This window comes from Actinomycetospora chlora (assembly GCF_039542135.1).
Taxonomy (GTDB): domain Bacteria; phylum Actinomycetota; class Actinomycetes; order Mycobacteriales; family Pseudonocardiaceae; genus Actinomycetospora; species Actinomycetospora chlora.
In genome coordinates, this window is the sequence record NZ_BAABHO010000005.1 from 125,601 (window position 1) to 152,002 (window position 26,402).

34 protein-coding genes and 4 tRNA genes are annotated in these 26,402 nt (G+C 74.6%); 14 read left to right on the forward strand and 24 right to left on the reverse strand.

The window, feature by feature from the left end; genetic code table 11:
* Positions 1-18 precede the first annotated feature (18 nt).
* Together ABD994_RS04775 and ABD994_RS04780 are read right to left on the reverse strand one after the other, a co-directional pair.
* Complete coding sequence (locus ABD994_RS04775) at positions 19-762, reverse strand: GAF and ANTAR domain-containing protein (RefSeq protein WP_345411284.1); 744 nt, start codon at positions 760-762, stop codon at positions 19-21.
* A 199-nt stretch (positions 763-961) separates the two neighbouring features.
* Positions 962-2,374, reverse strand: a complete 1,413-nt coding sequence (locus ABD994_RS04780) for an HNH endonuclease signature motif containing protein (protein WP_345411285.1) — start codon at positions 2,372-2,374, stop codon at positions 962-964.
* A gap of 207 nt (positions 2,375-2,581) precedes the next feature.
* Between ABD994_RS04780 and ABD994_RS04785 the strand changes: the two genes are divergently transcribed.
* Both ABD994_RS04785 and ABD994_RS31640 read left to right on the forward strand, forming a co-directional pair.
* Positions 2,582-2,725, forward strand: coding sequence for a hypothetical protein (locus ABD994_RS04785; protein WP_345411286.1), 144 nt, complete (start codon positions 2,582-2,584; stop codon positions 2,723-2,725).
* A gap of 8 nt (positions 2,726-2,733) precedes the next feature.
* Positions 2,734-2,823, forward strand: a complete 90-nt coding sequence (locus ABD994_RS31640) for a hypothetical protein (protein WP_425550015.1) — start codon at positions 2,734-2,736, stop codon at positions 2,821-2,823.
* A gap of 39 nt (positions 2,824-2,862) precedes the next feature.
* Here the strand turns inward: ABD994_RS31640 and ABD994_RS04790 are convergent, their stop codons facing one another.
* The 5 genes from ABD994_RS04790 to ABD994_RS04810 form a co-directional block, all read right to left on the reverse strand.
* Complete coding sequence (locus ABD994_RS04790) at positions 2,863-3,240, reverse strand: VOC family protein (protein WP_345411287.1); 378 nt, start codon at positions 3,238-3,240, stop codon at positions 2,863-2,865.
* Positions 3,240-3,767 carry a hypothetical protein gene (locus tag ABD994_RS04795; RefSeq protein ID WP_345411288.1) on the reverse strand — a complete coding sequence of 176 codons (528 nt, stop codon included), beginning with the start codon at positions 3,765-3,767 and terminating at the stop codon, positions 3,240-3,242. Before ABD994_RS04795 ends, ABD994_RS04790 begins: the two co-directional genes overlap by 1 nt.
* A 26-nt stretch (positions 3,768-3,793) precedes the next feature.
* Positions 3,794-4,801: a carbon-nitrogen hydrolase family protein gene (locus ABD994_RS04800; RefSeq protein ID WP_345411289.1), complete on the reverse strand. Its 1,008-nt coding sequence runs from the start codon at positions 4,799-4,801 to the stop codon at positions 3,794-3,796.
* 97 nt (positions 4,802-4,898) lie between these two features.
* Positions 4,899-5,825: an AraC-like ligand-binding domain-containing protein gene (locus ABD994_RS04805; protein ID WP_345411290.1), complete on the reverse strand. Its 927-nt coding sequence runs from the start codon at positions 5,823-5,825 to the stop codon at positions 4,899-4,901.
* Between the two features lie 35 nt (positions 5,826-5,860).
* Positions 5,861-6,442, reverse strand: a complete 582-nt coding sequence (locus tag ABD994_RS04810) for a TetR/AcrR family transcriptional regulator (protein WP_345411291.1) — start codon at positions 6,440-6,442, stop codon at positions 5,861-5,863.
* A gap of 85 nt (positions 6,443-6,527) precedes the next feature.
* On the opposite strand from ABD994_RS04810, the gene ABD994_RS04815 reads away from it, so the two are divergent.
* On the forward strand, positions 6,528-7,412 hold the full coding sequence (locus ABD994_RS04815; RefSeq protein ID WP_345411292.1) for an NAD-dependent epimerase/dehydratase family protein: 885 nt from the start codon (positions 6,528-6,530) through the stop codon (positions 7,410-7,412).
* Between the two features lie 12 nt (positions 7,413-7,424).
* Here the strand turns inward: ABD994_RS04815 and ABD994_RS04820 are convergent, their stop codons facing one another.
* From ABD994_RS04820 to ABD994_RS04840, 5 genes are all read right to left on the reverse strand, one after another.
* Complete coding sequence (locus ABD994_RS04820; RefSeq protein WP_345411293.1) at positions 7,425-7,976, reverse strand: hypothetical protein; 552 nt, start codon at positions 7,974-7,976, stop codon at positions 7,425-7,427.
* Between the two features lie 86 nt (positions 7,977-8,062).
* Positions 8,063-8,137: transfer RNA gene (locus tag ABD994_RS04825), tRNA-Val, on the reverse strand.
* Positions 8,138-8,160: 23 nt separating this feature from the next.
* On the reverse strand, positions 8,161-8,637 hold the full coding sequence (locus ABD994_RS04830) for a TIGR02611 family protein (protein ID WP_345411294.1): 477 nt from the start codon (positions 8,635-8,637) through the stop codon (positions 8,161-8,163).
* On the reverse strand, positions 8,634-9,434 hold the full coding sequence (locus tag ABD994_RS04835) for an anti-sigma factor (RefSeq protein WP_345411295.1): 801 nt from the start codon (positions 9,432-9,434) through the stop codon (positions 8,634-8,636). The genes ABD994_RS04830 and ABD994_RS04835 overlap by 4 nt, the downstream gene beginning before the upstream one ends.
* Complete coding sequence (locus ABD994_RS04840; protein ID WP_345411296.1) at positions 9,431-10,003, reverse strand: sigma-70 family RNA polymerase sigma factor; 573 nt, start codon at positions 10,001-10,003, stop codon at positions 9,431-9,433. Before ABD994_RS04840 ends, ABD994_RS04835 begins: the two co-directional genes overlap by 4 nt.
* 301 nt (positions 10,004-10,304) lie before the next feature.
* On the opposite strand from ABD994_RS04840, the gene ABD994_RS04845 reads away from it, so the two are divergent.
* From ABD994_RS04845 to ABD994_RS04860, 4 genes are all read left to right on the forward strand, one after another.
* Positions 10,305-10,730, forward strand: coding sequence for an SsgA family sporulation/cell division regulator (locus ABD994_RS04845; protein ID WP_345411297.1), 426 nt, complete (start codon positions 10,305-10,307; stop codon positions 10,728-10,730).
* Positions 10,731-10,831: 101 nt separating this feature from the next.
* Positions 10,832-10,904, forward strand: a tRNA-Gly gene (locus ABD994_RS04850).
* A gap of 57 nt (positions 10,905-10,961) precedes the next feature.
* Positions 10,962-11,033: transfer RNA gene (locus tag ABD994_RS04855), tRNA-Cys, on the forward strand.
* A gap of 1 nt (position 11,034) precedes the next feature.
* A tRNA-Val gene (locus ABD994_RS04860) sits at positions 11,035-11,106 on the forward strand.
* Between the two features lie 78 nt (positions 11,107-11,184).
* Here the strand turns inward: ABD994_RS04860 and ABD994_RS04865 are convergent.
* On the reverse strand, positions 11,185-11,688 hold the full coding sequence (locus tag ABD994_RS04865; protein WP_345411298.1) for a putative immunity protein: 504 nt from the start codon (positions 11,686-11,688) through the stop codon (positions 11,185-11,187).
* A gap of 33 nt (positions 11,689-11,721) precedes the next feature.
* On the opposite strand from ABD994_RS04865, the gene ABD994_RS04870 reads away from it, so the two are divergent.
* On the forward strand, positions 11,722-11,868 hold the full coding sequence (locus tag ABD994_RS04870; protein WP_345411299.1) for a hypothetical protein: 147 nt from the start codon (positions 11,722-11,724) through the stop codon (positions 11,866-11,868).
* 66 nt (positions 11,869-11,934) lie between these two features.
* A complete protein-coding gene (locus ABD994_RS04875) occupies positions 11,935-12,732 on the forward strand; it encodes an IclR family transcriptional regulator (RefSeq protein WP_345411300.1) in 798 nt (265 codons plus the stop codon).
* 14 nt (positions 12,733-12,746) lie between these two features.
* Here the strand turns inward: ABD994_RS04875 and ABD994_RS04880 are convergent, their stop codons facing one another.
* From ABD994_RS04880 to ABD994_RS04900, 5 genes are read right to left on the reverse strand one after another with little or no spacing between them, the layout of a single operon-like run.
* Positions 12,747-12,920: a hypothetical protein gene (locus ABD994_RS04880; protein WP_345411301.1), complete on the reverse strand. Its 174-nt coding sequence runs from the start codon at positions 12,918-12,920 to the stop codon at positions 12,747-12,749.
* 40 nt (positions 12,921-12,960) lie between these two features.
* Positions 12,961-13,833 carry an AAA family ATPase gene (locus tag ABD994_RS04885; protein WP_345411302.1) on the reverse strand — a complete coding sequence of 291 codons (873 nt, stop codon included), beginning with the start codon at positions 13,831-13,833 and terminating at the stop codon, positions 12,961-12,963.
* Positions 13,834-13,841: 8 nt separating this feature from the next.
* Entirely contained in the window at positions 13,842-14,630 is a 789-nt protein-coding gene (locus tag ABD994_RS04890) for an alpha/beta fold hydrolase (RefSeq protein ID WP_345411303.1), read from the reverse strand.
* The gene (locus tag ABD994_RS04895; protein WP_345411304.1) at positions 14,631-15,605 is read right to left on the reverse strand and encodes an NADPH:quinone oxidoreductase family protein; all 975 of its coding nucleotides are present in this window, start codon (positions 15,603-15,605) and stop codon (positions 14,631-14,633) included.
* A 60-nt stretch (positions 15,606-15,665) separates the two neighbouring features.
* Positions 15,666-16,301 (reverse strand): class I SAM-dependent methyltransferase, encoded by a 636-nt coding sequence (locus ABD994_RS04900; RefSeq protein ID WP_345411305.1) that lies wholly within the window; start codon positions 16,299-16,301, stop codon positions 15,666-15,668.
* A 104-nt stretch (positions 16,302-16,405) separates the two neighbouring features.
* On the opposite strand from ABD994_RS04900, the gene ABD994_RS04905 reads away from it, so the two are divergent.
* Positions 16,406-16,636: a hypothetical protein gene (locus ABD994_RS04905; protein ID WP_345411306.1), complete on the forward strand. Its 231-nt coding sequence runs from the start codon at positions 16,406-16,408 to the stop codon at positions 16,634-16,636.
* Here the strand turns inward: ABD994_RS04905 and ABD994_RS04910 are convergent.
* Together ABD994_RS04910 and ABD994_RS04915 are read right to left on the reverse strand one after the other, a co-directional pair.
* Positions 16,615-16,995 carry a hypothetical protein gene (locus tag ABD994_RS04910; RefSeq protein WP_345411307.1) on the reverse strand — a complete coding sequence of 127 codons (381 nt, stop codon included), beginning with the start codon at positions 16,993-16,995 and terminating at the stop codon, positions 16,615-16,617. The two genes, ABD994_RS04905 and ABD994_RS04910, sit on opposite strands and share 22 nt — an antisense overlap.
* On the reverse strand, positions 16,992-17,651 hold the full coding sequence (locus ABD994_RS04915; protein ID WP_345411308.1) for a TetR/AcrR family transcriptional regulator: 660 nt from the start codon (positions 17,649-17,651) through the stop codon (positions 16,992-16,994). The genes ABD994_RS04910 and ABD994_RS04915 overlap by 4 nt, the downstream gene beginning before the upstream one ends.
* A 111-nt stretch (positions 17,652-17,762) precedes the next feature.
* Here ABD994_RS04915 and ABD994_RS04920 point away from each other — a divergent pair, with 111 nt between their 5' ends.
* Positions 17,763-20,285, forward strand: coding sequence for a DEAD/DEAH box helicase (locus tag ABD994_RS04920; RefSeq protein WP_345411309.1), 2,523 nt, complete (start codon positions 17,763-17,765; stop codon positions 20,283-20,285).
* On the opposite strand, the gene ABD994_RS04925 is transcribed toward ABD994_RS04920, so the two are convergent.
* Both ABD994_RS04925 and ABD994_RS04930 read right to left on the reverse strand, forming a co-directional pair.
* A complete protein-coding gene (locus ABD994_RS04925) occupies positions 20,282-20,851 on the reverse strand; it encodes a MarR family transcriptional regulator (RefSeq protein WP_345411310.1) in 570 nt (189 codons plus the stop codon). The two genes, ABD994_RS04920 and ABD994_RS04925, sit on opposite strands and share 4 nt — an antisense overlap.
* Before the next feature lie 117 nt (positions 20,852-20,968).
* Positions 20,969-21,958 carry an AraC family transcriptional regulator gene (locus ABD994_RS04930; protein ID WP_345411312.1) on the reverse strand — a complete coding sequence of 330 codons (990 nt, stop codon included), beginning with the start codon at positions 21,956-21,958 and terminating at the stop codon, positions 20,969-20,971.
* Positions 21,959-22,073: 115 nt separating this feature from the next.
* Between ABD994_RS04930 and ABD994_RS04935 the strand changes: the two genes are divergently transcribed.
* A complete protein-coding gene (locus tag ABD994_RS04935; RefSeq protein ID WP_345411313.1) occupies positions 22,074-22,943 on the forward strand; it encodes an NmrA family NAD(P)-binding protein in 870 nt (289 codons plus the stop codon).
* 1 nt (position 22,944) lies between these two features.
* Here the strand turns inward: ABD994_RS04935 and ABD994_RS04940 are convergent, their stop codons facing one another.
* Positions 22,945-23,799, reverse strand: coding sequence for an exodeoxyribonuclease III (locus ABD994_RS04940; RefSeq protein ID WP_425550016.1), 855 nt, complete (start codon positions 23,797-23,799; stop codon positions 22,945-22,947).
* Between the two features lie 85 nt (positions 23,800-23,884).
* Between ABD994_RS04940 and ABD994_RS04945 the strand changes: the two genes are divergently transcribed.
* Both ABD994_RS04945 and ABD994_RS04950 read left to right on the forward strand, forming a co-directional pair.
* Complete coding sequence (locus ABD994_RS04945) at positions 23,885-25,483, forward strand: ATP-binding SpoIIE family protein phosphatase (protein WP_345411315.1); 1,599 nt, start codon at positions 23,885-23,887, stop codon at positions 25,481-25,483.
* The gene (locus ABD994_RS04950; protein ID WP_345411316.1) at positions 25,480-25,794 is read left to right on the forward strand and encodes an STAS domain-containing protein; all 315 of its coding nucleotides are present in this window, start codon (positions 25,480-25,482) and stop codon (positions 25,792-25,794) included. The genes ABD994_RS04945 and ABD994_RS04950 overlap by 4 nt, the downstream gene beginning before the upstream one ends.
* A gap of 1 nt (position 25,795) precedes the next feature.
* Here the strand turns inward: ABD994_RS04950 and ABD994_RS04955 are convergent, their stop codons facing one another.
* Entirely contained in the window at positions 25,796-26,254 is a 459-nt protein-coding gene (locus ABD994_RS04955) for an SRPBCC family protein (RefSeq protein ID WP_345411317.1), read from the reverse strand.
* Positions 26,255-26,402 lie beyond the last annotated feature (148 nt).

Sequence of the window (26,402 nt, forward strand, 5' to 3'; positions counted from 1 at the left end):
CGCGGGCCGACCGTCGACTCAGGTCTCCTGGCCGGACTCGAGCCGGGCACTGCCGCGGCGGGTGACCTCGCCGACGAGCCAGCGGGCCACGTCGACGAGCTTGAGGTTGGTGCCCTGCGACGACTCGACGAGCATCCGGAACGCCTCGGTCTCGTCGACGGAGAAGCGCTCCATGAGCACGCCCTTGGCCTGGCCGATGACGTCGCGGCTGTCGACGGCGCGCCCCAGGTGGACGACCTGCTCGCTGCCGTAGAGGAGCATCGCCGCCTGGGCGGCGAACAGGCCGGCGGTCACGCGGGCCTCGAGATCGAAGACGCCGGGGTCGGTGGCGTAGAGGTTCAGGGCGGCGCGCGACGAGCCGTTGGTGACGAGCTGGGTCGAGAGCACCGAGCGGTACCCGGCGGCGACGGCGGCGGGCGCGAACCGGGGCCAGCGCTCGGCGTCCGCCCCGGCGAGGTCGTCGGCGATGACGACGCCGTCCCCGGCGGGCGACTCGAGCGCGGTGACGCACGGCCCCTCGTGCAGCTCGCTCTGCAGGCGGTCGAGCTCGGAGATCCCGCGGCTCGTGGGGTTGCGACTGTCGACGATCCCGTCCTCGGTCACCGAGATGCCGCCCGCGACCGCTCCCGGGACGGTCTCGACGGCCGCCGAGACGATCTCCGAGAGCGTCTGTTGCAGATCTCGGATGGTCCGACGGTCGAGGAGGGTCCGCGCCGCGCCCCGCAGGGCGACGACCAGCTGCTCGACCTGACCGGGGTGCACGCGCTCTCCCACCTTCGACGGTCGCGACGACGTCGGGGCAGCACCGTCACGCGTCGTCGCCGGCGGTCCCGGGCGCACGGATCGGCCCTGCCGGGGTGCCGGCAGGGGTTCACGTGCGAGGGGACCTGGCGAGCACGGCGCTTCGCGCGGGCGCCCCGATCCACGAAGCGGCCGTCTGTTCGACCGCGGCCCGGAGAGCTTACTGGGAGCCGCGGGCGGGCGACGCTCCGGGACACGGCAACCCGGCCGTCCGATTCCCTCCGTCCGACGGTGGCCAGGCGCTCGCCGCGACGGGCGAGCGGGCGCGTCCGCCGGGCCTTGGTTGTCGGTCGGGGTCGATCCAGTCCGGCGGGGTGAACCAGGGCCGGCCGTCGATCATGGTGATGGTCCAGTGGCCGTGGTGGACCAGCTGGTGGTGGAACCTGCACAACAGGCACATGTTTTCCACACACGTGTCCCCACCGTCGAGCCAGTGATCGACGTGATGGGCCTGGCAACGCCGCGGCGGGCGGGTGCAACCCGGGAACGCGCAACCCCCGTCACGCAGGTGCAGCGCCCGGCGGATCGCCTCGGGGGCGGTGCGCTGCCGGCGGCCCACATCCAGCGGCTCGGAGCGTGACCCCAACACCATCGGGATGACCCCGGCGTCGCAGGCCAGCCGCCGCACCGTCTGCGCATGGACCAGTGCCCCGGAGTCCAGCACCCCGTGCCCCACCGCCTGCTGTAGCCACCGGTGGTCCATCGTCAGCGTCAGCAACACCCGACCCGACCTCGACGGCCCTGAGGGCCTGGTCGGCTTGGCCGCCGGCTCGGGGCGGCGGGGCTCGGGGTGGCGCGACTCGGGGATCAACACGAACTCGCCCGCGTCGTCGTCTGCCGCGTCCCTGTCGGCTGCCGAGTCGTCCGCCGCGTCCCTGTCGGCCGGGTCGGCGTTCTCGACGACCTCCTTCAACGCATCCGCACGGCGCCGCTCGAGGCTGCGGGTGTCCTCCGGGCCCAGCTTCTCCGCCAGCGGGTCGATGGTCCCCAGGAACACCTCGGCATCGGCCGGGTCGTGCAGGCTGCCCTTGAAATCCAGCCGACCGTCGCGGCGGCGCACCACGTGCAGCTCGTCGCAGCGCTCCTCCCCCTCCGGCGGCGCCTCCCCGTCCGGATCGAGGTGGGCGACCAGCGCCTTGGCCAGCGCGGTGAGCCCGGCCGGGGACATCTGGCGGGCCTTCTCGGCCAGGAACCGATCCGCCTCCACCCAGTCCTCGACCGAGAGGTCACTGATGCGTTCGAGGCGCGCCATGGTCCGGCGGATCACCACCACGTGACCCGGCCCGATCGCGCCCGCCGCCACCGCGGCAGAAGTGCACGGGAACCGAGCCGGCAGCCGCTCACCCTGCAACGACCGGCGCGGCAGCAGGTCGCCCGCCTCGTCGAGCAGCCGCTTGGCCTCGCCGTGATCGACGTTCCACTGCGCCTGCAACAACCGCACCGTGCCGCGGTCCCCGGTCGCCTCGGCCACCGCCGCCCGGTCCAGCTCGGCCACCAGCTCCAGACGTGCGTAGTAGTCGCGGCGCCGGGCGACCTCGGCGTCGCGGGCCCGGTCGAGCAGCGCCCGCTCCACCACCCCGACCCCGCGTTCGCTCATGTGTTCGATGCTAGAGCGGACCCCCGACAACGACGGGCCCGTCGGCGCAGGCAGTGCAAATACCTGAGCAAACGGTCCGGGCGGACACCGACCGACCGCGTGCCGACGGTCTCCGAAGGTCGACCCCAGCGGGCCGTTAAATGATCTTGACCCCTCGAGCGTCGAGCGCTTCGGTCGTCCGTGGTGCACGAGACCTGCGGTGCGGGCGAGGGCCTTCTTGCGTGGTCGTTCGAGCAGGTGCGGCTGGTCGATCGTGACCCGCCCTCGCAGCGGCGGGCGCTGGACTTCGCGAGCGAGGTGCGCGCGAGCTGCTCGGGCAGCACCTGAGCAGCAACATGGTCCATGTGGGCTCGACCGCGATCCCTGGGCTGCTCGCCAAGCCGATCATGGCGGCCGACTGGTCGTCGCTCCGGGGCGGTCTCTGACCGCGCGGCGCAGTGATCACCACCGCCACGTCGGACCGCTCAGCTCCCCTCGAGGAACAGACAGAAGGGGTGACCGTCGGGGTCGCGCAGGACCACGACGCCGTCGCCCGGTTGATGCTCCTCGCGGGTGGCGCCCAGGGCGAGCGCCCGCGCGACCTCGGTCTCCAGGTCGTCGACGAGCACGTCGACGTGGCCCTGGATCTGCTGCGTCCCCGGCCGCGGGGGCCAGACCGGCGGCTCGTGGTCGGGCTCGAGCTGGAAGCTCAGGCCGGGCCGTTCACGCTCGGGGGCGCGGAGGCGGACGAACGACGGGTCGGCTCCCTCGACCTCCACCCACCCCAGGAGCTGCGCGTAGAAGCCGGCCAGGCGGCGGGGATCCGGCGTCCCGAGCACGAACGCACCGAGCGAGGCCGCCATCACGCGTAGGCGGCGACCAGGCCGACGACGACGCCGATCGCCCCGACTACCGCCACCCCGACGCCGACGAGCACGGCCGGGCGCTTGCTGCGCCGGCTCCCGAAACCCCACAGCGCGATGGCGGGCAGGAACGCCAGGACCATCACGCCCAGGGCGGGCAGGGTCAGGGCCGCGAGGACGCCGGCGGTCCCGTTCTTGACGGCGCGGTCGCCCTCGGGGGTCAGCTGCGCGGGCGTCACGTCGCCGGCGGAGGAGTCCGGGGAGGCGTCGACGGCGACGGCCGGGCTGCCGTCGGCGGGGGTGAACCGGCCGCTGCAGTCGTAGCGCCCCTCCCCCAGGTCGGTGCACTGCTCGACGGTGAGCGTCCCCGGCGTGCCGACGGCGCCCGTCGCCAGTTGCAGGTCGCCGTAGGAGAGGACGATCGGCATGACGCCGAGCGCGGCCCACAGCAGGACGAGGACGACCTTGCCGATCGGTCCGGGGTCGCGGCCCGGGCCGGGCGTCGGCGTGCCGAAGAGGTCCGTCACGCCGCCATCCTGGCCGACGGCGACGATCAGTCCGCGACGGCCTGCGCGAGCTCGTCGGCGTCGACGAACGCGGGCGCGGCGGGCACGCTGCGGTCGACGACGACGGGGTTGGGCGCGCGGTTGATGAGCAGCCGCATGACGTCGGGACGCGAGTAGTGCCCCACGGGGTCGGCGGCCGACTTGGCGATGGCGATCATCGAGAAGTCGAGGTCGGCGATCACCATGCCCTCCTCGGTCTCGGGCAGGTCCTCGCCGAGCGGCGTGCCCTCGGGACCGAAGATGCGGGCGAACCCGCCGCCCTGCATCAGCAGCTGGCGCTTGGTCTCCGTGTCGCAGTAGAGGTCGTGCCCGGCCTGCCCGACGACCGCGCATGGGGCGACGACGAACGTCTGGCCCTCGACGGCGTAGACGAGGCTCGCGGCGTTGTTGACCTCCGGCCCCAGTGCCCGGGCCCCGCCGCGGTACAGCGAGAAGCTCGGCCACGCGCCGACGTGGATCTGCTCGCCGAGCGAGTACATCGCGTACTTCGTCAGCGGCTGGAAGTGCTCCCAGCAGTTCAGCGCGCCGACGCGGCCCAGCGGGGTGTCGTGCACCTGGAGGTCGCTGCCGTCGCCCTCGCCGAACACCGAGCGCTCGACGTGCGTGGGCTTGAGCTTGCGCCGCACGCTGATGACCCGGCCGTCGTCGGCGATCAGGGCCTGCGACATGTAGAGGCTCCCGCCGGCCCGCTCGCTGAAGCCGAACACGACGTGGATGCCGTGCCGTCCGGCGGCGTCCGCGATGCGGCGCATGTGCTCGCCGTCGCGGGTCATGGAGTTCTCCGCGTAGCGCGGCACGTACTGCATCCCCATCGCCGGGGCGTCGAGCCAGATCCACCAGGGGTAGCCGGGGATGAACGTCTCGGGGAAGGCGACGAGCTGGGCGCCCCGGGACGCCGCGTCGGCGATGTAGCCGATCATGTGCTCGACACCGGCGTCGAGGTCCAGCCAGCGGGGCTCGGCCTGCACCGCGGCCGCCCTTACCACGTGCGCCATGGGGTCCTCCTCGTCAGCGACGGTCGTCCCGACGAGGCTCGGCGCCTGGAGCGGCGCCGGACTGACGGCCCGTGCCACCGGGCCTCGCGATGCGTGCCTACCGCGCGCGGAACTCCCCCGGCGTGACGCCCGTGGCGGCGCGGAAGGTGCGGTGGAGCTGCGCCTCCCCGCCGAAGCCGCACCGCGCGGCGACGACCGCGACGGGCAGCCGCGGCTGGTCCCGCAGCATCGCCCGCGCCCGCCGGACGCGTTCGGCACGCAGCAGCTCGGCGAAGGTGACGCCGTCGGCGGCCAGCAGGCGGAACAACGTGCGGCGGGAGACGTGGCAGGCGGCGGCGACGTCGTCGGCACTCACCCCGGGCTCGGTCGCGGCGCGCGCGACGGCGCGCCGGATCCGCTCGCGGAGGGCCGCCTCCCCCGGCGGCGCGGCGGAGGAGCTCGCGACGCCCAGCGCGAACTCGAGGAGCCCGAGCGCGTGCGGCACCAGCGCCGGCTCCGCCCGGCCCTGCTCGGCCTCGCGGGCGAGGCCGACGAAGAAGTCGGACACCAGCCGGGTCGGCCCCGTCGGGACGAGCGCGACGGCCGTCGCGTCCCGCACGCGCCCGTGGGGCAGCGCCGAGCGCGGCACCTGGATGACCAGCTGCCGGAAGCGGTCGCCGAAGTCGAGGGTGTAGGGCCGGGTGCTGTCGTAGAAGGCCATCGACCCGACGTGCAGCCCCGCCACCCGCCCGTCCTGACGGACCTCGCCGTAACCCGCGACCTGGATGCTGGCCAGCAGGTAGTCCTCCTGGCTGCGGGCGATGAGCGCGCGGGTGCGGTCGACCCGCTGCGCGTCGGCGGTGACGGTGGAGAGCGCGACGTCGTCGACGGCCCCGTGCTCGATGGCGCCCGTGAAGGGTCCCTCGCGCCCGGGCCGGGCGGAGAGCTGGACGAAGGCGTCGCAGATGACGTCGCGCCAGTAGTCGAAGGCCTGGTCGGGGGCGACCGCCGTCGTCGACCACGCGGTCGGCGACGGGGTGCTCATGCCCTCGGGATCGAACCCCGCCCCGGCGGCGGTGTCTACGGGCCCAGGGCGACGGTCGCCTCGCGCAGCTCCGCGAGGGCGGCCCGCATCTGCTCGGCGAGCCCGCCGTCGTCGTCGCCCGCGCCGTCGCACCACCGGGCGTAACCCTGCTTCACCGCGAGGACGCCGAGCTCGGCCGCCAGGTGCGCGGCGGGCTCGGGGACGCCGCGCTCGCGCAGCGCGGTGCCCATCGCGGACGCGAGGCGGACGTCCTTGAGCGCGCCGCGTTCCTGCAGCTCGGTGCTGCCGCGGACGGCCTCGGCGAGGCGCGGCCCGAACTCCCGCTGCTCGGGGGTGAACGACGCGGCGAGGGTGTCCAGCCCGGCGCTCACCGCGTCGAGCGGTGAGGCCCCGTCCGGCGCGGCGCCGATCCCGGCCGCGAGCAGCGCACTGTGCTCCTCCTGGCCCGCGAAGAGCACCTCGCGCTTGTCGGGGAAGTGACGGAAGAACGTCGCCTTCGTCAGCCCCGCCCGCTCGGCGATCTGGGCGACGGTCGTGGCGTCGTAGCCCTGCTCGGCGCTCAGGTCGACGGCGGCGCGCACCAGCCGCATCCGCGCGTTCGGCTCCCAGCGACCCACGCCACCATCGTAGTGATGAGACAGAGTCTCGTCATCGGTGCTACGTTGATGAGACACGGTCTCATCACCTCGCGAGGAGCTCCCCATGCGCGTCTTCGTCACCGGCGGCACCGGAACCATCGGCACCCCCGTCGTCGCCGAACTGCTCGACCACGGCCACTCGGTGCTCGCCCTGGCGCGCTCGGAGGAGTCGGCGCGGGCCCTGGAGAAGGCGGGCGCCGAGGCGCTGCCCGGCGGGCTGGCCGACCTCGACGTCCTGCGGGCCGGGGCGGCACGGACGGACGGCGTGATCGGCCTGGCGTTCGGCCGCGACTACGGCACGCCCGAGGCGCTCGCGCGGGGCGTCGCCGAGGAGACCGCCGCCCTCGCCACCCTCGGCGAGGAGCTCGCCGGGACCGACCGCCCGCTCGTCGTCGTCTCGGGGACGCCGTGGGTCCCGGGCCGCGCGTCCACCGAGGCCGACCCGCTCCCCACCGACGGACCCGTCGGCGGGCGTGGCCGGACGGTGACCACGCTCCTGACCACCCCGGGCCTGCGGGCCACGGCCGTGCGCATGCCGCGGACCGTCCACGAGGAGGGCCGTGGCGGCTTCGCCGGCCTCCTCACCGACGCCGCGCGCCGCACCGGCGTCGCCGGCTACCCGGGCGACGGCACCCAGCGCTGGCCCGCCGTCCACGCCCGCGACGCGGCGGTGCTGTTCCGCCTCGCGCTCGAGACGGCCCCGGCCGGGACCGCCTGGCACGCCGTCGCCGACGAGGGCGACGCCGTCCGCGCCATCGCCGCCGTCGTCGGCCGGCGTCTCGGCCTGCCCGTCGACTCCGTGCCGGAGGAGACCTTCGGTCCGTTCGGCCCGATCTTCGCCATGGACCAGCCGGCGTCCAGCGCGCACACCCGTGACGCCCTGGGCTGGCACCCGACCCACCCGACCCACCCGAGCCTGCTGGAGGACCTGGAGAACGTCCGGCCGTGACGACGCCGCCCGCTAGTCGGCGTGCAGGCGGAGGTCGACGGTGCAGAAGCTGCCGTCCGTCTGGGACCGAACGCGATCCACGTCCCAGAATCCGTTCAGCGCCGCCCTCGACCGACCCGGGAACCAGGCGAACCGCCCGCTGTCGACGTCGCCCCGCAGGAAGACGTAGAGCGGCACCAGCCGCCCTTCGCTCCCGGGGCACTGCGTGGTCGGTATCCGGAAGTCGGGCAGGGGCCCCGTCCGGTCGAGGACCGGGTCCCCGGTGACGTCGGGGGCGTTGACACGGAAGGCCCCCAGCCGGCCATCGAAGCTTGTCTCGAGCTCGACACGTCGCCCGAGTACCCGTTCGAGGAACGGGCTGTCCTGGCGAGCGACGATGGTGGTGACGAACCGGTCGAGGTCCTGCTGGGTGTTGACCTCCTGATCGAAGCTGCTGGCCATCAACGACTGGAAGTTGTCGCTGGGGATGACCAGGACCGCCGCGGCGGCGGCCACGATCGCGACCAGCAGCCCGAGCAGCGCGATGACCCGACCATCACGGCGCCCACCGTTCCCGTCGTTCACCGTCGCCCCCCTCGGTCACGGCACGCGGCGGACACGACGAAGGCCCTGGCCTCAGCGCCGTGCGGGGCTGTGACCAGGGCCTTTGCTGGTGGGCGATACTGGGATCGAACCAGTGACCTCTTCGGTGTGAACGAAGCGCTCTCCCCCTGAGCTAATCGCCCGTCGCGCAGACGAGCCTAGACCATCAGGCGATGGGGCTCTGCAGCCAGGTCCAGGCGCCGAGTCCGACGAGCTTGGCCACGAGGTAGAACGCGCCGAGCAGCCAGAGGGTGGCGAGCACGACCGCGCAGGTGAGCAGACCCAGCAGTACCTTGACCACGATGTTCTGGCGGTTCACCCACGCCATCCAGCGGTCGTAGTGGCGCCGGGCGAAGCGGAGCAGCCGGCCCGCCCAGGTGAACTCGGTGGCGAGGATGCCGAGGCCCGCGAAGACGATCAGCCACCCGGGGCCCGGGTACGGGATGGCGATGATGCCCAGCGCCAGCACGAGCGTGCCGACGATCCCGATGCCGAGGCGCCAGGCGGTGTTCGCCCGCGGGTTGCCGCGGACCCGCGCCCGGAAGTGGCGCAGCCGCGTCCCCAGCGTCCGGCGGCGAGGTGCCGCCGGGAGGTCGGCAGGCTGCTCGGCGGTCGCCGTCGACTGCTCGGCCGGTTCGCTCAACGTCCCACCTGTCCACTCGCGACGACTCGGGTCGGCGAGGCGGGCGCCGTGCGCCCGGGCTCCAAGGAGACCGCGAACCCGACATAAGGGACCGCCCCCGCGGACGAGGGTACGGACAGGACGTCCGGACCCTGCCCTGCCACGTCGAACGTCCCGAGTGCCCGCGGAGTGCCGTCCTCGAGCCCCCAGAGGACGTAGGTCTCGTCACTCGGGTTGGCCGGGAGCCCCGTGGACAGGACCCGGCTGCCGGAGCCGTCGTCGACGACGACCCCGACCAGGCCGCCCTGCGGCGTCGCGAGGACGGCGTGCGGCACCCCCGGCGTCCCGGCGTCGCGCAGCACGTCGGTGATCGCCGCCTCGCGCTGCGCCTGGGCGCTGGCGCTCGCCTGCGCGGCGTCGCGCTCGTCGCGCAGCGACTGGTTCACCGCGGTGAGCCCGCCGATCGCGGCCACGACGAGGACGGCGGCCGCGGCGGCGATCCACCGCGTCGCCCGGCGGCGCCGGGGCGCGAGGGGGACGACGGTCGTGTCGGCAGCGGGTGCCGGCGCGGCCTCCTCCGCCACCGCGTCCAGCAGTCGCTGCCGCAGCGCCGGTGGCGGGTCGACCGGCACCACGGCCTCGGCGACCGCCCCGAGGGTCTCGAGCGTCTCGTCCACCGTGCTCCGGCAGACCGGACAGGTCTCGAGGTGCGCGGCGAAGTCGGTCTCCTCGGCGCCGTCCAGCGTGTGCAGCGCCCACCCGACGGCGAGGGCGTCGTGGGCGCCGGTGTGGGTGGCGGGGGCGGCGTGGTCGCTCATCGGCCCTCCCCCTCCACCCGGACGTGCGGGCCCAGCAGGGCCCGGAGCTTCTGCGCCCCGGCGAACATCCGGGACTTGACGGTCCCCAGCGGGACCCCGACGAGGCTCGCCACCTCGCGCTGCGTGTAGCCGCCGAAGTACGCCAGGGCCATCGCCTCGCGCTGCTCGGCGGGCAGCTCGGCGAGCGCGTCGCGCACCTTCCCGGCGACCACCGCCCCGAGGGCCGCCTGGTCGGCCCCCGGACCCGCCGGGATGCCCCACTCCTCGCCGTCGGCGCTCGGCGCCACCGTCCGTTTCCGCCGTGTCGCCTCGCGGCGGACCGCGTCGACGGCCCGGTGGTGGACCAGCGTGAGCAGCCAGCTCGACACCGACCCGCGGGCCGGGTCGAACCGCCCCGGGTCCCTCCACACCACGAGGAACGCCTCCTGCACCACGTCCTCCGCCAACGCCTCGTCCACACAGATGCGACGCGCGAGCGAGTAGGCCGGGCGGCCGAAGCGGTCGTAGAGCTGCGCGAGGGCGTCCGCGCTGCGCTCGCCGATCTGTTCGAGCAATGTGACGTCGGTCACCTGGCCAGCACCGTGGTCGTCACGCTCCGGAGCCGCCCCCGGGACTCCTCGCGACGCGTCGGTCACTGGTCGACCCTCCCCTTCGGCGTCCGTGTCCGGGTCAGACGTCGCTCAGGCTAGTGCTGACGGGGCACGCCCGAACGCCCGGCCGGGGAGGGTGGTTCGTTACGGAACCGAACCGGGTACGAGAGTCACGGAGTGCTCGTACGGTGTGATGCATGCGTGAGCCGGGTGAACCGGCGTCACAGGGTCGTCCGCCAGTCGTTTCCCCCGACGACAGCAGCGTGCGAAAGGCAGCCTCATGCTCAACGACCACACGACGATCCGCTCGACGGCGGTCTTCGATCTCGTCGGTCCGCCGAACCCGCCCGTGCCCGTCCAGGTCGAGATGCGTTACGACACGCGCGACCCCTACGCCGTGCAGGCGGCCTTCCGGACCGGCCGCGCCGGTTGGGTGGAGTGGGTGTTCTCGCGGGACCTGCTCACCGAGGGACTCCTCGGGGCGTCGGGGGCCGGTGACGTCCGGATCCGGCCCTCCGACCACGACGGCGAGTCGATCGAGATCGAGCTCAGCTCCCCCTCGGGACACGCCACCTTCCGCGCCGCGAGCCGTGAGGTGTCGGAGTTCCTGGCCCGCACCCACGAGATCGTCGCGCCGGGCGCGGAGGACGACTGGCTGGACCTCGAGCACGCCCTCGGGCTGCTGCTCTCCAGCGACCCGAGCTGACGGGGCACCCCCCCCCCGCGAGGAACGCGGGACGCACGATGCAGTAGTGTTCTGTTCGTCGGCAACGGCGGGAATCGTGATCCGGAACCCGCCGGCCACACGCGGACGTAGCGCAGTTGGTAGCGCATCACCTTGCCAAGGTGAGGGTCGCGGGTTCGAGTCCCGTCGTCCGCTCGGGAGGCTCCTCGGCTGGTATGTCGCCACGGCGGGCCGGACGACCTCCGGAAGCCTGGCGCAGTGGCCGAGTGGCTTAGGCAAGGGCCTGCAAAGCCCTGTACGCGGGTTCGATTCCCGCCTGCGCCTCGGGCGATTAGCTCAGTGGGAGAGCACTACCTTGACACGGTAGGGGTCACTGGTTCAATCCCAGTATCGCCCACCCCGGAAAGCCCTGGTCACGAACCTCGCACGAGGTCGACGGCCGGGGCTTTTCCCCTTTCTGCTCCCTTTTCTGCGGTCAGCAGTCGAACACCGACCAGCACAAGGCGTTGCGGTTCCGCTGGTCGTCGAGGACGAGTTCCCGCACCGCGTCCGGCAGCTGCTCGCGCTGCCACGCGCACTCCCGCCGTCCCGCGGCCTCGCCCTCGGACGCCCGGACGGCCTTGATCGCGTAGGCGGCGGCGCCGAGGTCGTGGGATGCGACGTGCGCGACGACCGCGGCCTGGCCGGCGGCGTAGGCGGCGAACCGCGGGGCGCCCCGCAGGTCCCGCGCGGCCCCCATCGCGTGGCCGCCCGCGGCCCGCGCGACCATCATCGCGACCTCGCCGCGCGTCCAGGCCCGGGCGTGCTCGATCGCCTCCCGCGGTCGCGGGTCATCCGGCCGCACCGCCTCGAAGAGTCCGAGCACGTGCTCGGCGCACGTCGCGGCCCAGAGGGCCAGCCGGTGGTGGTCCTCGTCGGTGAGCGTGCCGCCGCGGCGGACGGTCACCAGCCGCGGGTCCGGGACCTTCGCCAGGATCACGCCGAGACCGTACGACGTGGGACGATCGGCACCGTGACGTCACCGGCCGAGCTGCCCGACGACGCCGGGGGCGACCCGGCGTGCTGGATGCACCGCGTCTGCCCGGAGTGCGGCCGGCTCGCCGACGAGGACCCGCCGACCCGCTGCCCGTCCTGCGGGACGCAGCTCGAGGCCGACTAGACCTCAGAGCCTTCTCAGAGCAGGCGCCTTCCGGGCGGGAGCGGCGGCTTCCTAGGATCACTCGACGTGACCGTCGAGCTACCGCTCCCCCGGACGGGCGATCTGCCCCACCGGCCGCCGCGCACCGCGCCGGTCGGTGTCGTCGCGCCGGGGACACTGCGTGTCCTGCGCATGCTCGCGGCGCACCCCGAGGGCGTCGACCTCGCGGCGCTGGGCGGGCACCTGGGCCGCTCGCACACCGGCGTGCTCCCGGTGGTGAGGGGCCTGCTCGCGTCCGGCCAGGTCGAGCGCACCCGCGCCGGCGGCTACCGCCTGCGACCCGGTCCGGTGCGTGCGCCGCAGGCGCGCGGGCTCCCCGAGGTGCTCTCCGACGCCGTCAGCGAGCTCTACCGCCGCGCCCGGGCCTGGGCGTACCTCGTCGAGTGGGCCGACGACGACCTCATCGACGTGCTCGACGTCCGCGGCCACCAGGGGCTCGGCCTCGTCCCGGAGCTGCCGGCCCGCATCCCGCCGTCGATGGCCCACGCCCTCGCGGCCAGCAAGGTGCTCGTCGCCCACGCCCCCGGGCGCCGCGCCCGGCTCGACCCGTCGCAGTGGACGGCCTACACGCCCTGGACGATCACCTCGCCGGCCGCCTACGACGCCGAGCTCGCCCGCGTGCGCCGCGACGGCTACGCGCTCGACCGCGAGGAGTACGCCCCCGGGTTCGCGTGCGTCTGCGCCCCCATCGCCGACCCCAACGGCCGCGTCAGCGCCGCGCTGGCGATCTCGCTGCCGGCCGCGCGCCTGCGCGCCGAGCAGGCCGCGCTCGTCGCGACCGTCACCGACGTCGCGCGCACCGCCCACCGCCGCTGGTACCGCTAGCCAGCACGCGTCGGCTAGCTCTCGTCGTACTTGTCCGCCGCCTCGTTGCGCTGCCGCGCGATCTCCAGGGCGTGCTCGGCGGTCTCCTTGTCCGGGTACGGCCCGAGACGGTCCGCCGCGCGGCAGCCGTCCCACGGCTCGACCCGGTGGTGCTTGAGGCAGTAGTACCACTCGTTCTCGTGGGCCACGGACCCATGCTGGCACGACCATGCGTCGCGTGCGGGGACGTCACGCCTCGCCGTCGACGACGCCGATGACGGGCAGGCCCGTCCGCCGCCACGCACGGGCGGGCACCGGGCGCGACTCGACGACACCGACGACGGTGTACCGATCGCGGACGTGCTCGTCGAACAGCCCGAGCAGGGCCGCGGCGTCGCCGCCGCGCCGGCCCGGCGGTCGCAGCAGCACCGCCTCGAGGGGCACGTCCAGCTCCCGGGCGAGGAGGTCCGCCACGGCGACCCGCTCCTCCTCGGGGCGCGCGGAGCAGGCGATCACCCGGTGGCCGGTGGCGACGAGTCCCTCGACGAGGGTGGTCGCGCCCCGCATCCCCTCCACCACCACCACCACCGCCGACGGCGTCCCCGGCACCGGCCGGTACGGCGCCCCACCGGCCGACGAGAGCCGGGCCGGCGGGTCCAGCGGCGCGAGCCGGCCGGTCTCCGCGTCGACGAAGCGTGCGTGCAGGTCGCGCAGCACCTCCTCCCCCACCCGCTCCACCGGCGGGCGGGCCGCGTCGCGACGCACGCACTCCTCGAGGTCGACCGGGCCGTCGGCGGGCACGTCCTCCACCCGCCACGCCGCCCCGCACGCCTCAGCGAGCGCGAGCCAGCGCCGGGCGACCGAGGAGCGCAGGTTGGTGGCGTCCACGACGACGTCGACGCCGTCGAGAAGCGCCCCCCGCACGAGCCGCCACTCCGCGTCCGAGATCCGGCGCTCCACGGCGTCGACCGGCGCCGAGTAGGACGGGTCGACCATGCTGCGGCGCAGGTCGTCGCGGTTGACCCGCAGGATCGAGCCCGGCCGCCGCGACGCCACCAGCGCCCGCGCCCGCGTCGTCTTGCCCGACGCCGGCAGGCCCCGGACGAGGACGAGCGTGGGCACCCCGGCGGTCAGGGACGCGGGCGCGTCGAGGCGAGGATGAGGTCGGCGACGAGCGCCGGGTCGTCGCCCATCGGCACGTGCCCGCAGCCGGGCAGGATGTAGACCGCGGCGTCGGGCAGGGCACGGCGCAGTCGCGACGACTGCCAGCGCGGCAGCAGCAGGTCGCGCGAGCCCCAGCCGATGGTCGTCGGGACGGACGCCCGCGCCGGCGGCACCCAGGTGTCCAGGTGGTCCAGCATCGTCGCGAACGACGCCCCGGGGTGGCTCAGCCCCTGCAGGTCGCCGGTGATCTGCACCGGGTCGATGCGCGACGGGTGGGCCAGCAGCAGACCGACCACGGCGGTGCGCAGCAGCGGCACCCCGAGCATCCGCTCGAGGCGCTGCGAGGGGATGACCGACAGCAGCGCATGCGCCCCGCCGAGCACGGCCTTCGCGTACGCCCGCTCGGCCGCGGACCAGAACCCCGCCGGCGACAGCGCCGTCGCCGACCGGACCGTCCCGCGCGCGGCGAGCTCCAGCGCGACGAGCCCGCCCATGGAGTTCCCGACGACGTGCGGGCGCTCCAGCCCGTGGGTGCGGCTGAAGGCCTCGACGGCGTCGGCGAGCGGAGCGATGTCGCCGGCGTAGTCGCCGGGCAGCTCCGGGGACTCGCCGTGGTCGGGCATGTCGAGCGCCCAGAGCTCGCGCTCGCCCTCCAGCAGCGGCACGACGAGGTCCCACCCCTGGCGGCGGTGGGTGATCCCGTGCAGGAGCAGCACCGGCTCCCCGGTGCCGCTGCGGGTGTGCGCGAGGTCCACTCAGCTCTCCCGCGGGTGGATGACGACCTTGCCGGTGACGCGCCGCTCGGCGAGCTCGCCGATCGCCGACGCGGCCTCGGACAGCGGGTAGGTCGCGCTGATCGGCGGGGCGAGCCGCCCGGCGGCGACGTCGTCGCGGATCGCCTCCCACTGGCGGTGCATGAAGCCGGGCCGCTTCGACGCGTAGGCGCCCCACCCGGCGCCGACCACCGAGGTGTTGTTGAGCAGCAGCCGGTTGACCTTGACCGTGGGGATCTCGCCGGCGGTGAACCCGACGACCGCGAGCCGGCCGTCGTCGCCGAGGCTGCGCAGCGAGTCGGTGAACCGGTCGCCGCCGACGGGGTCGACCACGACGTCGACGCCCTTCCCGCCGGTGAGCTCCTTCGCCGCGTCCTTGAACCCCTCGACCGCGATCGCGTGGTCCGCCCCGGCCGCCGTCGCCACCTCGCCCTTGCCGTCGGAGGAGACGACGGCGATGACGGTCGCCCCGCGGGCCTTGGCGAACTGGATGCAGGCGATGCCCACGCCGCCGGCCGCGCCGTGCACCAGGACGGTCTCCCCGGCCTCGAGCCGCGCGCGGGTCTCCAGCACGAAGTGCGCGGTCAGGTAGTTCATCGGCAACCCGGCCGCGACGTCGAACGACACCTCGTCGGGCAGCCCGAACACGGTCTCGGTCGAGCACGCCACCGTCGCCGCGAACCCGCCGACGACCGGCAGGGCCGCGACCCGGTCGCCGGCCGAGAACCCCGAGCCCTCCGGCGCCTCGCGGATCGTGCCGGCGACCTCGTTGCCGAGCACGAACGGCAGCTCGGGCTTCATCTGGTACTCGCCGCGGGTCAGCAGCAGGTCCGGGAACACCACCCCGGCGGCCTCGACGTCGATGAGGACCTGGTCACCACCGGCCTTCGGCTCGTCGACCTCGTTGACCTCGACCGCCCCCGGCCCGTCCAGCCGGACGACCTGCACCGCACGCACCAGCGACCTCCCGAGCCCCGTGACCGTCAGACGGGACGGTTTCTACAGGAGGGAGAGACCTCAGGTGAACCGGTAGACCGTGGTGCGGGTGGTCGCGCCGCCCTCGAGGTCGAGGGTGCCGGTCACCTCGTAGCTCTCCAGGGCGGTGCAGCGACGGCGCGGCAGGTACTCGCGCCCCGGGTCGCCGACGACCACGTCGACGCCCGCCCCCGACGCCTCGTCGCAGAAGCGCTCGACGTGGCGGGCCATCGGCTGCTCGTAGAACACGTCGCCCGCCAGGACGACGTCGACGTCGAGGTCCACCTCGCCGTGGAGCACGTCCCCGACGACCTCGACCTCGACGCCGTTGGCCTGCGCGTTCAGCCCCACCGCGGCGCGGGCGCGGGCGTCGGTGTCGGACGCGACGACGGCGCTCGCCCCGGCGCGGGCGGCGGCGATCGCCACGAGCCCGGACCCCGACGCGAGGTCGAGGACGCGGCGGCCGCGCACGATCTCCGGGTGGTCGAGGACGTGGCGCGCCAGGGCCTGGCCGCCGACCCAGGCGAAGGCCCAGAACGGCGGCGCCTCCTCGTCGAGCGCCGACCACGTGCGGTGGATGTCGTCGGCCAGCAGCAGCGTGATCTCGGGGACCAGCGGCGCCGTGCCCGGTGCCGTCCAGTTGCGGACGCCGTCACCGCCGCCGTCACTGCTCGTCACCGCTTGCCTCCGAAGAGACGCAGCGCCGGACGCCGTCGATCCCTACCCTGGTCCCGACGCACCGCCCGCTGCACCGCCCGCCCACCCGTCCCGAGGAGGCCGCCATGACCGACGACGACGCGGTGCTGCTCTACGTCGGGGGCCCGCTCGACGGGCGGGTGGAGGTCCGCGAGGCGCGGCACGGCGCGCCGTTGCCCGTGGTGACCCACACCCACCTCCACGACGGCCCGAAGGTCGTCCACGTCTACGACCTGCACCCGCTCACCCCGGGCGCCGGTGTCTACCACCTGCGGCCCGCCGAGGTGCCGGCCGATCAGTCGCCGGCCGCGAGGTAGCTCAGCCCGCACAGCGTGCCCCACGCCGCCGCGACGCCGGCTGCCTTGGTCCGGGCCGTCGGGTCGGGCAGCGTCGTGCCGAGCACCACGAGGTCGGCGACGTCCGCGCCCACCCGCACGGCGATGGCCGTGCGCAGCGCCTTCCCCGCCGGCGCCAGGGCCATCGCCAGGCCCGAGGCGAGGTCGCGCCCGCCGATCGCGCGCACGCCGACGGCGGTGGCGGTGGGCAGCGGGGCGCCGTCGGCCTGCAGGCCGGTGGGCTTCGCGAACAGGGACGGGTCGGCGATGATCGCCACGCTGTAGCCGGCCGTGGCCAGGCCGAGCAGGCGCGGGATCCAGGTCAGGTTCCGGGAGGTCACGGCGCTGCTGTACCCGGTGACGGATCGGTTCGACCGGGGGGCAGCCGCAGGATGAGCCGCAGCACGCGGCTGTAGAGGTCCGACGGGACGGCGTCCTCGCCGAGGACGCGTCGCAGCCGGATCATCCCGTGGTACAGCGCGGCCGCCGCGACGACGAGCTCGTCGTCGCGCACCGCGTCACGCACCGCCGGGTCGAGGTCGTCCCAGTCGCGCGAGAGCTGCTCGCCGGCCAGCCGGGCCAGCCGCACCTCGTGCTCGGCGAGCCGACCCGCGAACTCGGGGTGGCGGACCGCGTAGAGCCACACCTCGGCGTCGAGCAGCGCCTCCTCGCGCGAGTCGGCGACGTCGGCGACGAGGCGGTCCAGGGCCGCGAAGGTCTCGTCCGGGTCGTCGTGGACGATCGCCGCCTTCGCGGCCGCGTCGGCGGACGTCTGCGCCTCGACCAGCGCGGTGAACAGCGCCTCCTTGCTGGCGAAGTGGACGTAGACCGAGCCGACCGACACCCCGGCCGTCCGCGCGATCTCCTCCACGGAGGCCGGCCCGTACCCGCGCTCGGCGAAGACGCGGCGGGCCGCGTCGAGCAGCGACTCCCGCGTGCGGGCCTTCGTCGCCGCCCGCCGGCCGAGGGGCGCCTGGACCCCGCCACTCTCCGTCACACCCTGATCCCTCCTGCCGCCGAGCAGCCCAACGATGGCCGCCACGAGCGGTGACGCATCGTAACCCGCGGGCCTCCGGACGGACCGCAGGCGATCGCCGACAATGGAGAGGTGACCAGCACCTCGACAGCGCTCCTCGCCGCGCCCGGCGCGGATCCCGACGAGCTCTACGAGGGGTTCGCCTCCTGGGCGTCCGAGCGGGGCCTGGACCTCTACCCCGCGCAGTCCGAGGCGCTCATCGAGCTGGTCTCGGGCTCCAACGTCATCCTCTCGACGCCCACCGGCTCGGGGAAGTCGTTGGTCGCGCTCGGCGCGCACGTCGCCGCCCTCTCGCGCGGCGAGCGCACCGTGTACACCGCGCCGATCAAGGCGCTCGTGTCGGAGAAGTTCTTCGCGCTCGGTGCGCAGCTGGGCTACGCGTCGGTCGGCATGCTCACCGGCGACGCGGCCGTGAACCCGGAGGCGCCGGTCATCTGCTGCACCGCCGAGGTGCTGGCCAACTGGGCGCTGCGCGAGGGCGCCGACGCCCCGATCGGCCAGGTCGTCATCGACGAGTTCCACTACTACGCCGACGCCGAGCGCGGCTGGGCCTGGCAGGTCCCGTTGCTCGAGCTGCCGCAGGCGCAGTTCCTGCTGATGTCGGCGACGCTCGGCGACGTCTCGTTCTTCGCCGAGGACCTGACGCGCCGCACCGGCCGCGAGACCGCCGTCGTGGCCCACACCGAGCGCCCGGTGCCGCTGTCGTTCCGCTACGCCCGCACGCCGCTGCACGAGACGATCACCGAGCTGCTCTCGGGCCAGCAGGCGCCGGTGTACGTCGTGCACACGACGCAGGCCGCCGCCGTCGAGCAGGCCCAGGCGCTGATGAGCCTCAACGTGTCGTCGAAGGCCGAGAAGGAGCAGATCGCCGAGCTGATCGGCGGCTTCCGCTTCACCGCCGGCTTCGGCCGGACGCTCTCGCGCCTGGTGCGCCACGGCATCGGCGTGCACCACGCCGGCATGCTGCCCAAGTACCGGCGCCTGGTGGAGACGCTCGCCCAGGCCGGGCTGCTCAAGCTGATCTGCGGCACCGACACGCTCGGCGTCGGCATCAACGTGCCGATCCGCACGGTGCTGTTCACCGCGCTGACGAAGTTCGACGGGCAGCGGGTGCGCCACCTGCGCGCCCGCGAGTTCCACCAGGTCGCCGGACGGGCCGGGCGTGCCGGGCACGACGTCGCCGGGTACGTCGTGGCCCAGGCCCCCGAGCACGAGGTGGAGAACGCCAAGCGCCTCGCGAAGGCCGGCGACGACGTCAAGAAGCAGCGCCGGGTCGTGCGCGTCAAGCCGCCCGAGGGCTTCGTGTCGTGGTCGGAGAAGACGCTGGAGAAGCTGATCGAGGCCCAGCCCGAGCCGCTGACCAGCCAGTTCCGGGTGTCGACGGCGATGCTGCTGCAGGTCGCCCAGCGCAGCCAGCCCTTCTTCCCGGCCATGCGCCACCTGCTCGAGGACAACCACGCGGACCGCCCCACGCAGCGCCGGCTGATCCTGCGCGCGATCGCGCTCTACCGCGGGCTGATCGAGGCCGACGTCATCGAGCGGATCGAGACCCCGGCCGGCCCCGACGTCCGGCTCGTCGACGACCTCCAGGTCGACTTCGCTCTCAACCAGCCGCTCTCGCCGTTCGCGCTCGCCGCCTTCGACCTGCTGGACAAGGAGTCGCCGACCTACGCGCTCGACATGGTCTCGGTGGTCGAGTCGACCCTCGACGACCCCAAGCAGGTGCTGCGCGCCCAGGAGAACCAGGCGCGCGGCGAGGCCGTGCAGGCCATGAAGGCCGAGGGCATCGAGTACGAGGAGCGCATGGAGCTCCTCGAGGACGTCTCGTGGCCCCGGCCGCTGGCGGAGCTCCTCGGCGCCGCCTACGAGTCCTACCGCTCCGGGCACCCGTGGGTGGCCGACCACGAGCTCGCGCCGAAGTCGGTGGTCCGCGACCTCTACGAGCGCGCGATGACGTTCACCGAATACGTCTCGTACTACAAGATCGCCCGCTCCGAGGGCCTCGTCCTGCGCTACCTCACCGACGCCTTCCGCGCGCTGCGCCAGACGATCCCCGAGGCGGCGCGCACCGAGGACCTCGACGACCTCGTCGCCTGGCTCGGCGAGCTGGTGCGCCAGACCGACTCGTCGCTGCTCGACGAGTGGGAGAACCTCGCCAACCCCACCGAGCTGGACGCCGCGGGGACGGACGCGCGGCCGGTCGACCAGGGCCCGCCGCCGGTGACCCGCAACGAGCGCGCGTTCCGGGTGCTGGTGCGCAACGAGATGTTCCGCCGCGTCGAGCTGTTCGCCCGCCGCTCCCCCGCCGACCTGGCGGACCTGTCCGAGGACGGACCGGACGCCGCGTTCTGGACCGACGCGATCGAGGGCTACTTCGCCGAGTACGACGAGCTCGCCGCCGGCCCCGACGCCCGCGGGCCGGCGTTCTTCCGCGTGACGGTGGACGGCCGCGTCTGGCACGTCCGCCAGGTCCTCGACGACCCCGAGGGCGACCACGACTGGGCCATCAGCGCCGACGTCGACCTCGACGCCTCCGACGAGCTCGGCGCCGCCGCCGTGCACGTCACCGCCGCGGGCCCGATGAGCGCCACCTAGCGGGCCCACCACGGGATCGGCGACTCCTCGGCCTCGCGCCGCGCTCGTCGCTCGGTGCGGAGACGGCGTTCGATCGCCGCGTCCGCGAGGACCCGCGCGTGGCGGAACACCGCCTGACCGAGGCCGGCGAGCACCCCCGCGGCGAGGGCGTGCCGGGCGGCCCGGAGCTCCTGGTCCGCGACGACCTCCCGCACCGATCGCCGCAGGTCCTCCCGCAGGTCCTCCAGGACCTGGTCGCGCCGCGCGTGCGGCCTCAGCCGCACCTCGATGGCCTGCTCGTGGTCCCGCCCGATCTCGCGGACGACGTGCCCCTCGGTCTCCAGCCGACGCAGCAGCTTCGCGACGGCGCTGCGCGTCAGCCCGAGCCGCTCGCCGATCCGCCCGCTGGAGATCGGCCCCCACCGCCGGCAGACGTCGAGGCAGAGCAGCTCGGTCGGCGAGAGCCGCAGGCGCCGCGCGACCTCGTCGCGGTACCACTGCACGATCGGACCGAGCTCGTCGAGGAGCAGCGCGAGCAGCTCGTCGGTGGCGTCCTCCACCTCGGCCGCCCGCTGCTCACGGTCCACGCGGCCAGGGTCACGTCTCCGGGCGTGCCGCGGGGCCGGAACGGCGGAGCTCGACCCGTGTCCTCAGGACACGGTTCGAGCGGACCGCTCTCGACTCCGTGGGGCGCCCGCACCAGCTCACGCCCCGAGCAGCACCGTCTCCTCGTCCCGCGCCCGGGCGCGGACGGCGCCGGGCGGGCTGCCGACGACGCGGCGGAAGGCGCGGCTGAAGGCGGCCTCGGAGCGGTAGCCCAGCGCGGAGGCCACGGCGGCGACGGTGATGTCCTCGGTGCGCAGGCGGTCGAGGGCGACGAGCATCCGCCATCGCGTCACGTAGGCCATGACGGGCTCGCCGACGAGCGCCGTGAAGCGGGCCGCGAAGGTCGAGCGGGAGAGCGCCAGCTCGCGGGCCAGGCCGGCGACCGACCAGTCGCGGGCCGGGTCGGCGTGGACGAGCGCGAGGGCGCGGCCGATGTCGGGGTCGGCGAGGGCGCCGAGCCAGCCGCTGCGCGCGGCCGGGTCGTGGGCGAGCCAGGCCCGCAGCACCTGGACGACGAGCACGTCGGCGAGCCGGGTGATCACGGCCTCGCCGCCGGGGCGGGTCTCCTCCACCTCGAGCGCCATGAGCCGGAGGGTGTCGTGCAGGCGCGCGGTCAGGGGCGAGACCGGGATGTGGACGATGTCGGGCATCAGCGCGACCAGCCGCTCGGCCATCGGGTGCTCGAACCGGACCGCGCCGCAGATCATGGTCGTGGGCGCGCCGTCGCCGCCGTGGGTGATCGCGGCGTAGCGGTCCCCGGACCGGGTCTGCGGGAGCGTCACGACGTTCGGCGAGGGCGTCCGGGGCGGCGGATCGGTGGAGCGCAGCTCGTGCCCCTCCCCGCGCGGGAGCAGCACCACGTCGGACGTCGAGAGCGTCACCTCGTCGTCGCCCACCACGACCGTCGCCGAGCCCGACGTGACGACGTGGAACCACAGGCAGCTCGGGCCCGCGGGCAGCATCAGGCCCCAGGGGGCGCGCAGGTCGGACGAGCAGTAGAACGTCCCGCTCATCCGCAGGAAGTGCAACGCCTCGCCGACGGCGTCCCGAGGAGTCCACGGCGGCTGGAGCACGGTCACGGCAGCCACCCTCCGCCACGGTGGACGATCGGGCAAGAAGCCCGGCGTCACGACGATGGTTCGTCCGGATCCCCGGCCGCAGGCTCGGACGCAGCCGATCGAGCCACGTCGAGGAGACGCCATCATGATCACTGTTCTGGGAGCCGGCGGGAACACCGGCGGCCGGGTCGTCCGCCGGCTGCGCGCGGCCGGGGAGCCGACGCGGGCCGTCGGGCGTGACGCCGCCCGGCTGGCCGACGCCGTCGGGCACGGCGCGGAGCCGGTCGTCGGTGACATCACCGACCGATCGTTCCTGGCCGAGGCCTTCCGCGGCGCCGAGGCGGCCTACGTCCTCATGCCCCTCGACCTGGCCGCCGCCGGCTATCGCCCGCAGCAGGAGCAGGTCGGGACGGCGATCGCCGCGGCGCTCGGCGACGCCGGGGTGCCGCGGGTGGTGGCGCTGAGCGCGCTGGGCGCCGACGTCGAGCACGGCACCGGCTTCCTCGAGACGCTGTACGAGCAGGAGCAGCGGCTCGCGGCGCTCGACGCGGCGGTGACGGTGCTGCGCCCCGGCGTGTTCTTCGAGTCGTTCCTCCCCGTGCTCCCCCAGATGCGGGCGACGGGCGTCTACCGCGACACGATCGACCCCGACGTCGCGCTCCCGATGCTCGCCACCGCCGACATCGGCGACGCGGCGGCCGGCGCCCTGCTGGACACGGCCGCCTCCGGCGTGCGCGAGCTGCACGGCCCCGAGGACCTCACGATGCGCGACGCGACCGCGCGGCTCGGGGAGGTGCTCGGGATCCCGTCGCGCTACGAGCGCGCACCCGACGGCGAGGTGCGGGCGGCGCTGGTCGGGGCGGGCCTGCCCGCCGACGTCGTCGAGGAGCAGCTCGCGATGTTCGCCGCGTTCAACCGCGGCGACGCGCAGAGCCGCACGGGACGCAGCGCGGCGACGACGACCCCGACCACCCTCGAGCAGTGGGCCCGGACGCCGGCGCGGACCCCGAGCTGAGTCAGGACTTCTTGCGCGGGGCCTTCTTCGCGCCGAGCGACGGTGGGGGGACGACCGGGCCGAGGTCGCCGTCGGGGGCATCGTCGAGGTCGAGGATCACCGGCGCGTGGTCGGACGGGCCGGTGCCCTTGCGGGCCTGGCGGTCGACCCACACCGCGGCCCGGCGCCGGGCCACCGGCTCGCCGGCGAGCACGAGGTCGATGCGCATGCCGCGGTCCTGGTGGAAGGCGCCACCCCGGTAGTCCCAGTAGGTGAACACCCGCTCGTCGGGCCACCGCTCGCGCGTGACGTCGTGCAGCCCGGTCTTGAGCAGGGCCGCGAGGGCCTCGCGCTCCGGCGGGGTGACGTGGGTCGACTCCGCGAACGCCTCGACGGAGTAGACGTCGGGGTCGGCCGGGGCGATGTTGAAGTCGCCGGCGACCACCGAGCTGTCGGCGCCGGCGGCCTCGACCCGCTCGCGCAGCGCCGCGAGCCACTCGAGCTTGTAGGCGTAGTGCGGGTCGGCCGGGTCGCGACCGTTGGGCACGTACACCGACGTCACGCGCAGGCCCCCGCAGGTCGCGGTGACCGCGCGGGCCTCCTGGTGCGGGTAGCCCGGCCCGCTTGGCAGCCCCTCCTCGACGTCGTCGAGCCCGACGCGGGACAGGAGCGCGACGCCGTTCCAGCGACCCTCGCCGTGGTGGGCGACCGCGTAGCCGCGCTCGGCGAGCGGGGCGCCGAAGCTCTCGGCGAACGCCTCGTCGGACAGCTTGGTCTCCTGCAGGCAGACCACGTCCGGCGCGCGCTCGTCGAGCCACCCGAGCAGGCGGGGCTCGCGGGCCTTGGCCGAGTTCACGTTCCACGTCGCCAGTCGCACGCCCGCCACGCTAGCCCGGGAGGCCGACACCCTCCCCCTCACGGCCCCGTTCCCCGGGCCGGGGGCGGCACCTACTGTGTGGCGCATGGCCGCCAGTCCCGTCACGGACGAGGACCGGCTGCGCCGGATCGAGCAGATCACCGACACCGCGCTGGCGCACCTGGGCCTCGAGGAGCTGCTCACCGAGCTCCTCGACCGCGTGTGCCTGCTCCTGGAGGCGGACACCGCGGCGGTGCTGCTGCTGGACCCGTCGGGCGCCAACCTCGTGGCCACCGCCGCGCGCGGGATCGAGGAGGAGGTGCGCCAGGGGGTCCGCATCCCCGTGGGGAAGGGCTTCGCCGGGCGCATCGCCGCGGAGCGCCGTGCGGTGTTCGTCGACGAGGTCGACCACTCGAACGTCCTCAACCCGATCCTGCGCGAGAAGGACGTCCGCTCGCTGGTGGGGGTGCCGCTGGTCGCCGAGGGTGGGGTGCTGGGCGTGCTGCACGTCGGGACGCTGCGGCCCCGCCTGTTCACGAACGACGACGCCGAGCTGCTCCAGACCGCCGCGGACCGGATCGCGCTCGTCACGCGCACCCACCTGTCCGACCTCGACCGCGCCGCCGCCTCCGCACTGCAGCGCAGCCTCATGCCCGGCGCGCTGCCGCGGGTCAGCGGCATCGAGTTCGCGGCCCGCTACATCCCCGGCGAGGCCGGCGGCCTGGGCGGCGACTGGTACGACGTCTTCACCCTCCCGTCGGGCCGCATCGGCATCGTCATCGGCGACGTGGTCGGGCGCGGCCTGCAGGCGGCCGTGATCATGGGCCGGCTGCGCAGCGCCCTGCGCGCGTTCGCGCTCGAGGAGGACGACCCGGCCGAGGTCCTCGAACGCCTCGACGGCAACGTCCAGCACTTCGAGGACGGCGTCATGGCCACGGTCCTCTACGCGATCGTCGAGCCCTCGCTCGACCGCGTGTCGCTCTCGACGGCCGGGCACCTCCCGCCGCTGCTCGCCGTGCCCGACGAGGGGGCGGCGCTGCTCAACGTGCCCGTCGACCTGCCCGTGGGCGTCTCGGTGGGCCCGCCGCGGCGCACGACGGTGATCGACCTGCCCGCGGGGTCGCTGCTCTTCCTCTACACCGACGGTCTCGTCGAGCGCCGGGGCCAGCCGCTCGACGCCGGGCTGGACGCGCTGTGCGGCGCGGTCACCGTCGACGACGGGGACGCGGTGTGCGCACGGGTGCTGCACGACCTGGTCGGCGCCACCGCCGTCGGCGACGACGTGGCCATGCTCGTGGTGCGCCGTCTCGGCACGCCGGACGTCGTACCGCTGAACATCGTCGTGCCGGCCGTCCCGCGCACGCTCGCCGACATCCGCTCGGCGGTGCGGCGCTGGCTCGGCGCGGTCGGGGCGTCGCCCGACGACGCCGCCGACGTCCTCGTCGCCGTCGGGGAGGCGTGCTCCAACGTCATCGAGCACGCGTACGGGCCGGCGGGCGGCACGCTGTCGCTGCAGATGGAGCTGCGGGACGGCGCCGTGGTCACCGTGGTGCGCGACAACGGGCGCTGGCGCTCGGCCCGCGGGCACAACCGCGGGCGGGGGACGTCGCTGATCCAGCGCTGCAGCGACCACGTGGACGTGGTGGCGGGAGCCGGCGGCACCACCGTCACCTTCACCCGCCACCTCGCGCAGGAGGGGTCGTGACCACCGCGAACGTCGTCGTCCACCCCGACGGGTCCACCGTGCGGATCGACATCGCCGGGGAGGTCGACCTCGAGAACGCCGAGACCGTCGAGGAGCAGCTCAGCGCCGCGATCCCGAACGAGACGACCTCGGTGACGCTCGGGCTCGGCGGCCTGCAGTACCTCGACTCGGCGGGGCTGCGCGTGCTGTTCGCACTGGCCGCACGGCTCGAGGTGCTGCAGATCGACCTGGCCGTGGACGTCCCGCCGGGCTCGCTGACCCGGCGGGTGCTCCAGCTCTCCGGCTTCGCGGGCGTGGCCGCGCTCGACTGATCTATCCCTGCTCGGCCTTGCGCCGCACCGCGTCCAGGGTCTGCTCCATGCCGCGGCGGTTGGCCGCCGGGACGTCCCAGGCCCGGGCGCGCCCGACGACGTTGGCGAGCGGGCTGCGGCGGTCGTGCCAGAACTGCTCGACGCGGGTGTGCCCGCCGTCCGCGGGCGTGAGGCGGAAGCCCCAGCGCGCCACCGGCTGGCCGAGCAGGTCGACGTCCCAGGTGATCTCGCGCTGCGGCGCGTAGTCGACGACCGTCCCCGTCGTCGACCAGCGCATCAGGCCCTTGCGGTTGTGGCCCTTGAACTTGGCCCCCGGCGCCGGCCCGGTGGCCCCGCCGAGCCAGTCGACGCGGTGGCACTCCGGCGAGATGGCGCCGATCCGCGCCGGGTCCCCGACGAGGTCCCACACCCTCTCGGGCGGCGCCTCGACGGTGCGCGTGACGACGATGTCCTCGGCCATGGGGTGTCCTCCGGCGGGTGGATGATCTGGGAGCAGGCGCGCTGTAGGGGTGGGCGCGGCCGCACGCTCGGTTATCGTGACCGATGCCGTAGCCGGCCACCCGCAGCGTCGCGAACCGGTCGAGGAGACCCGACGACCCTGGAGGGTC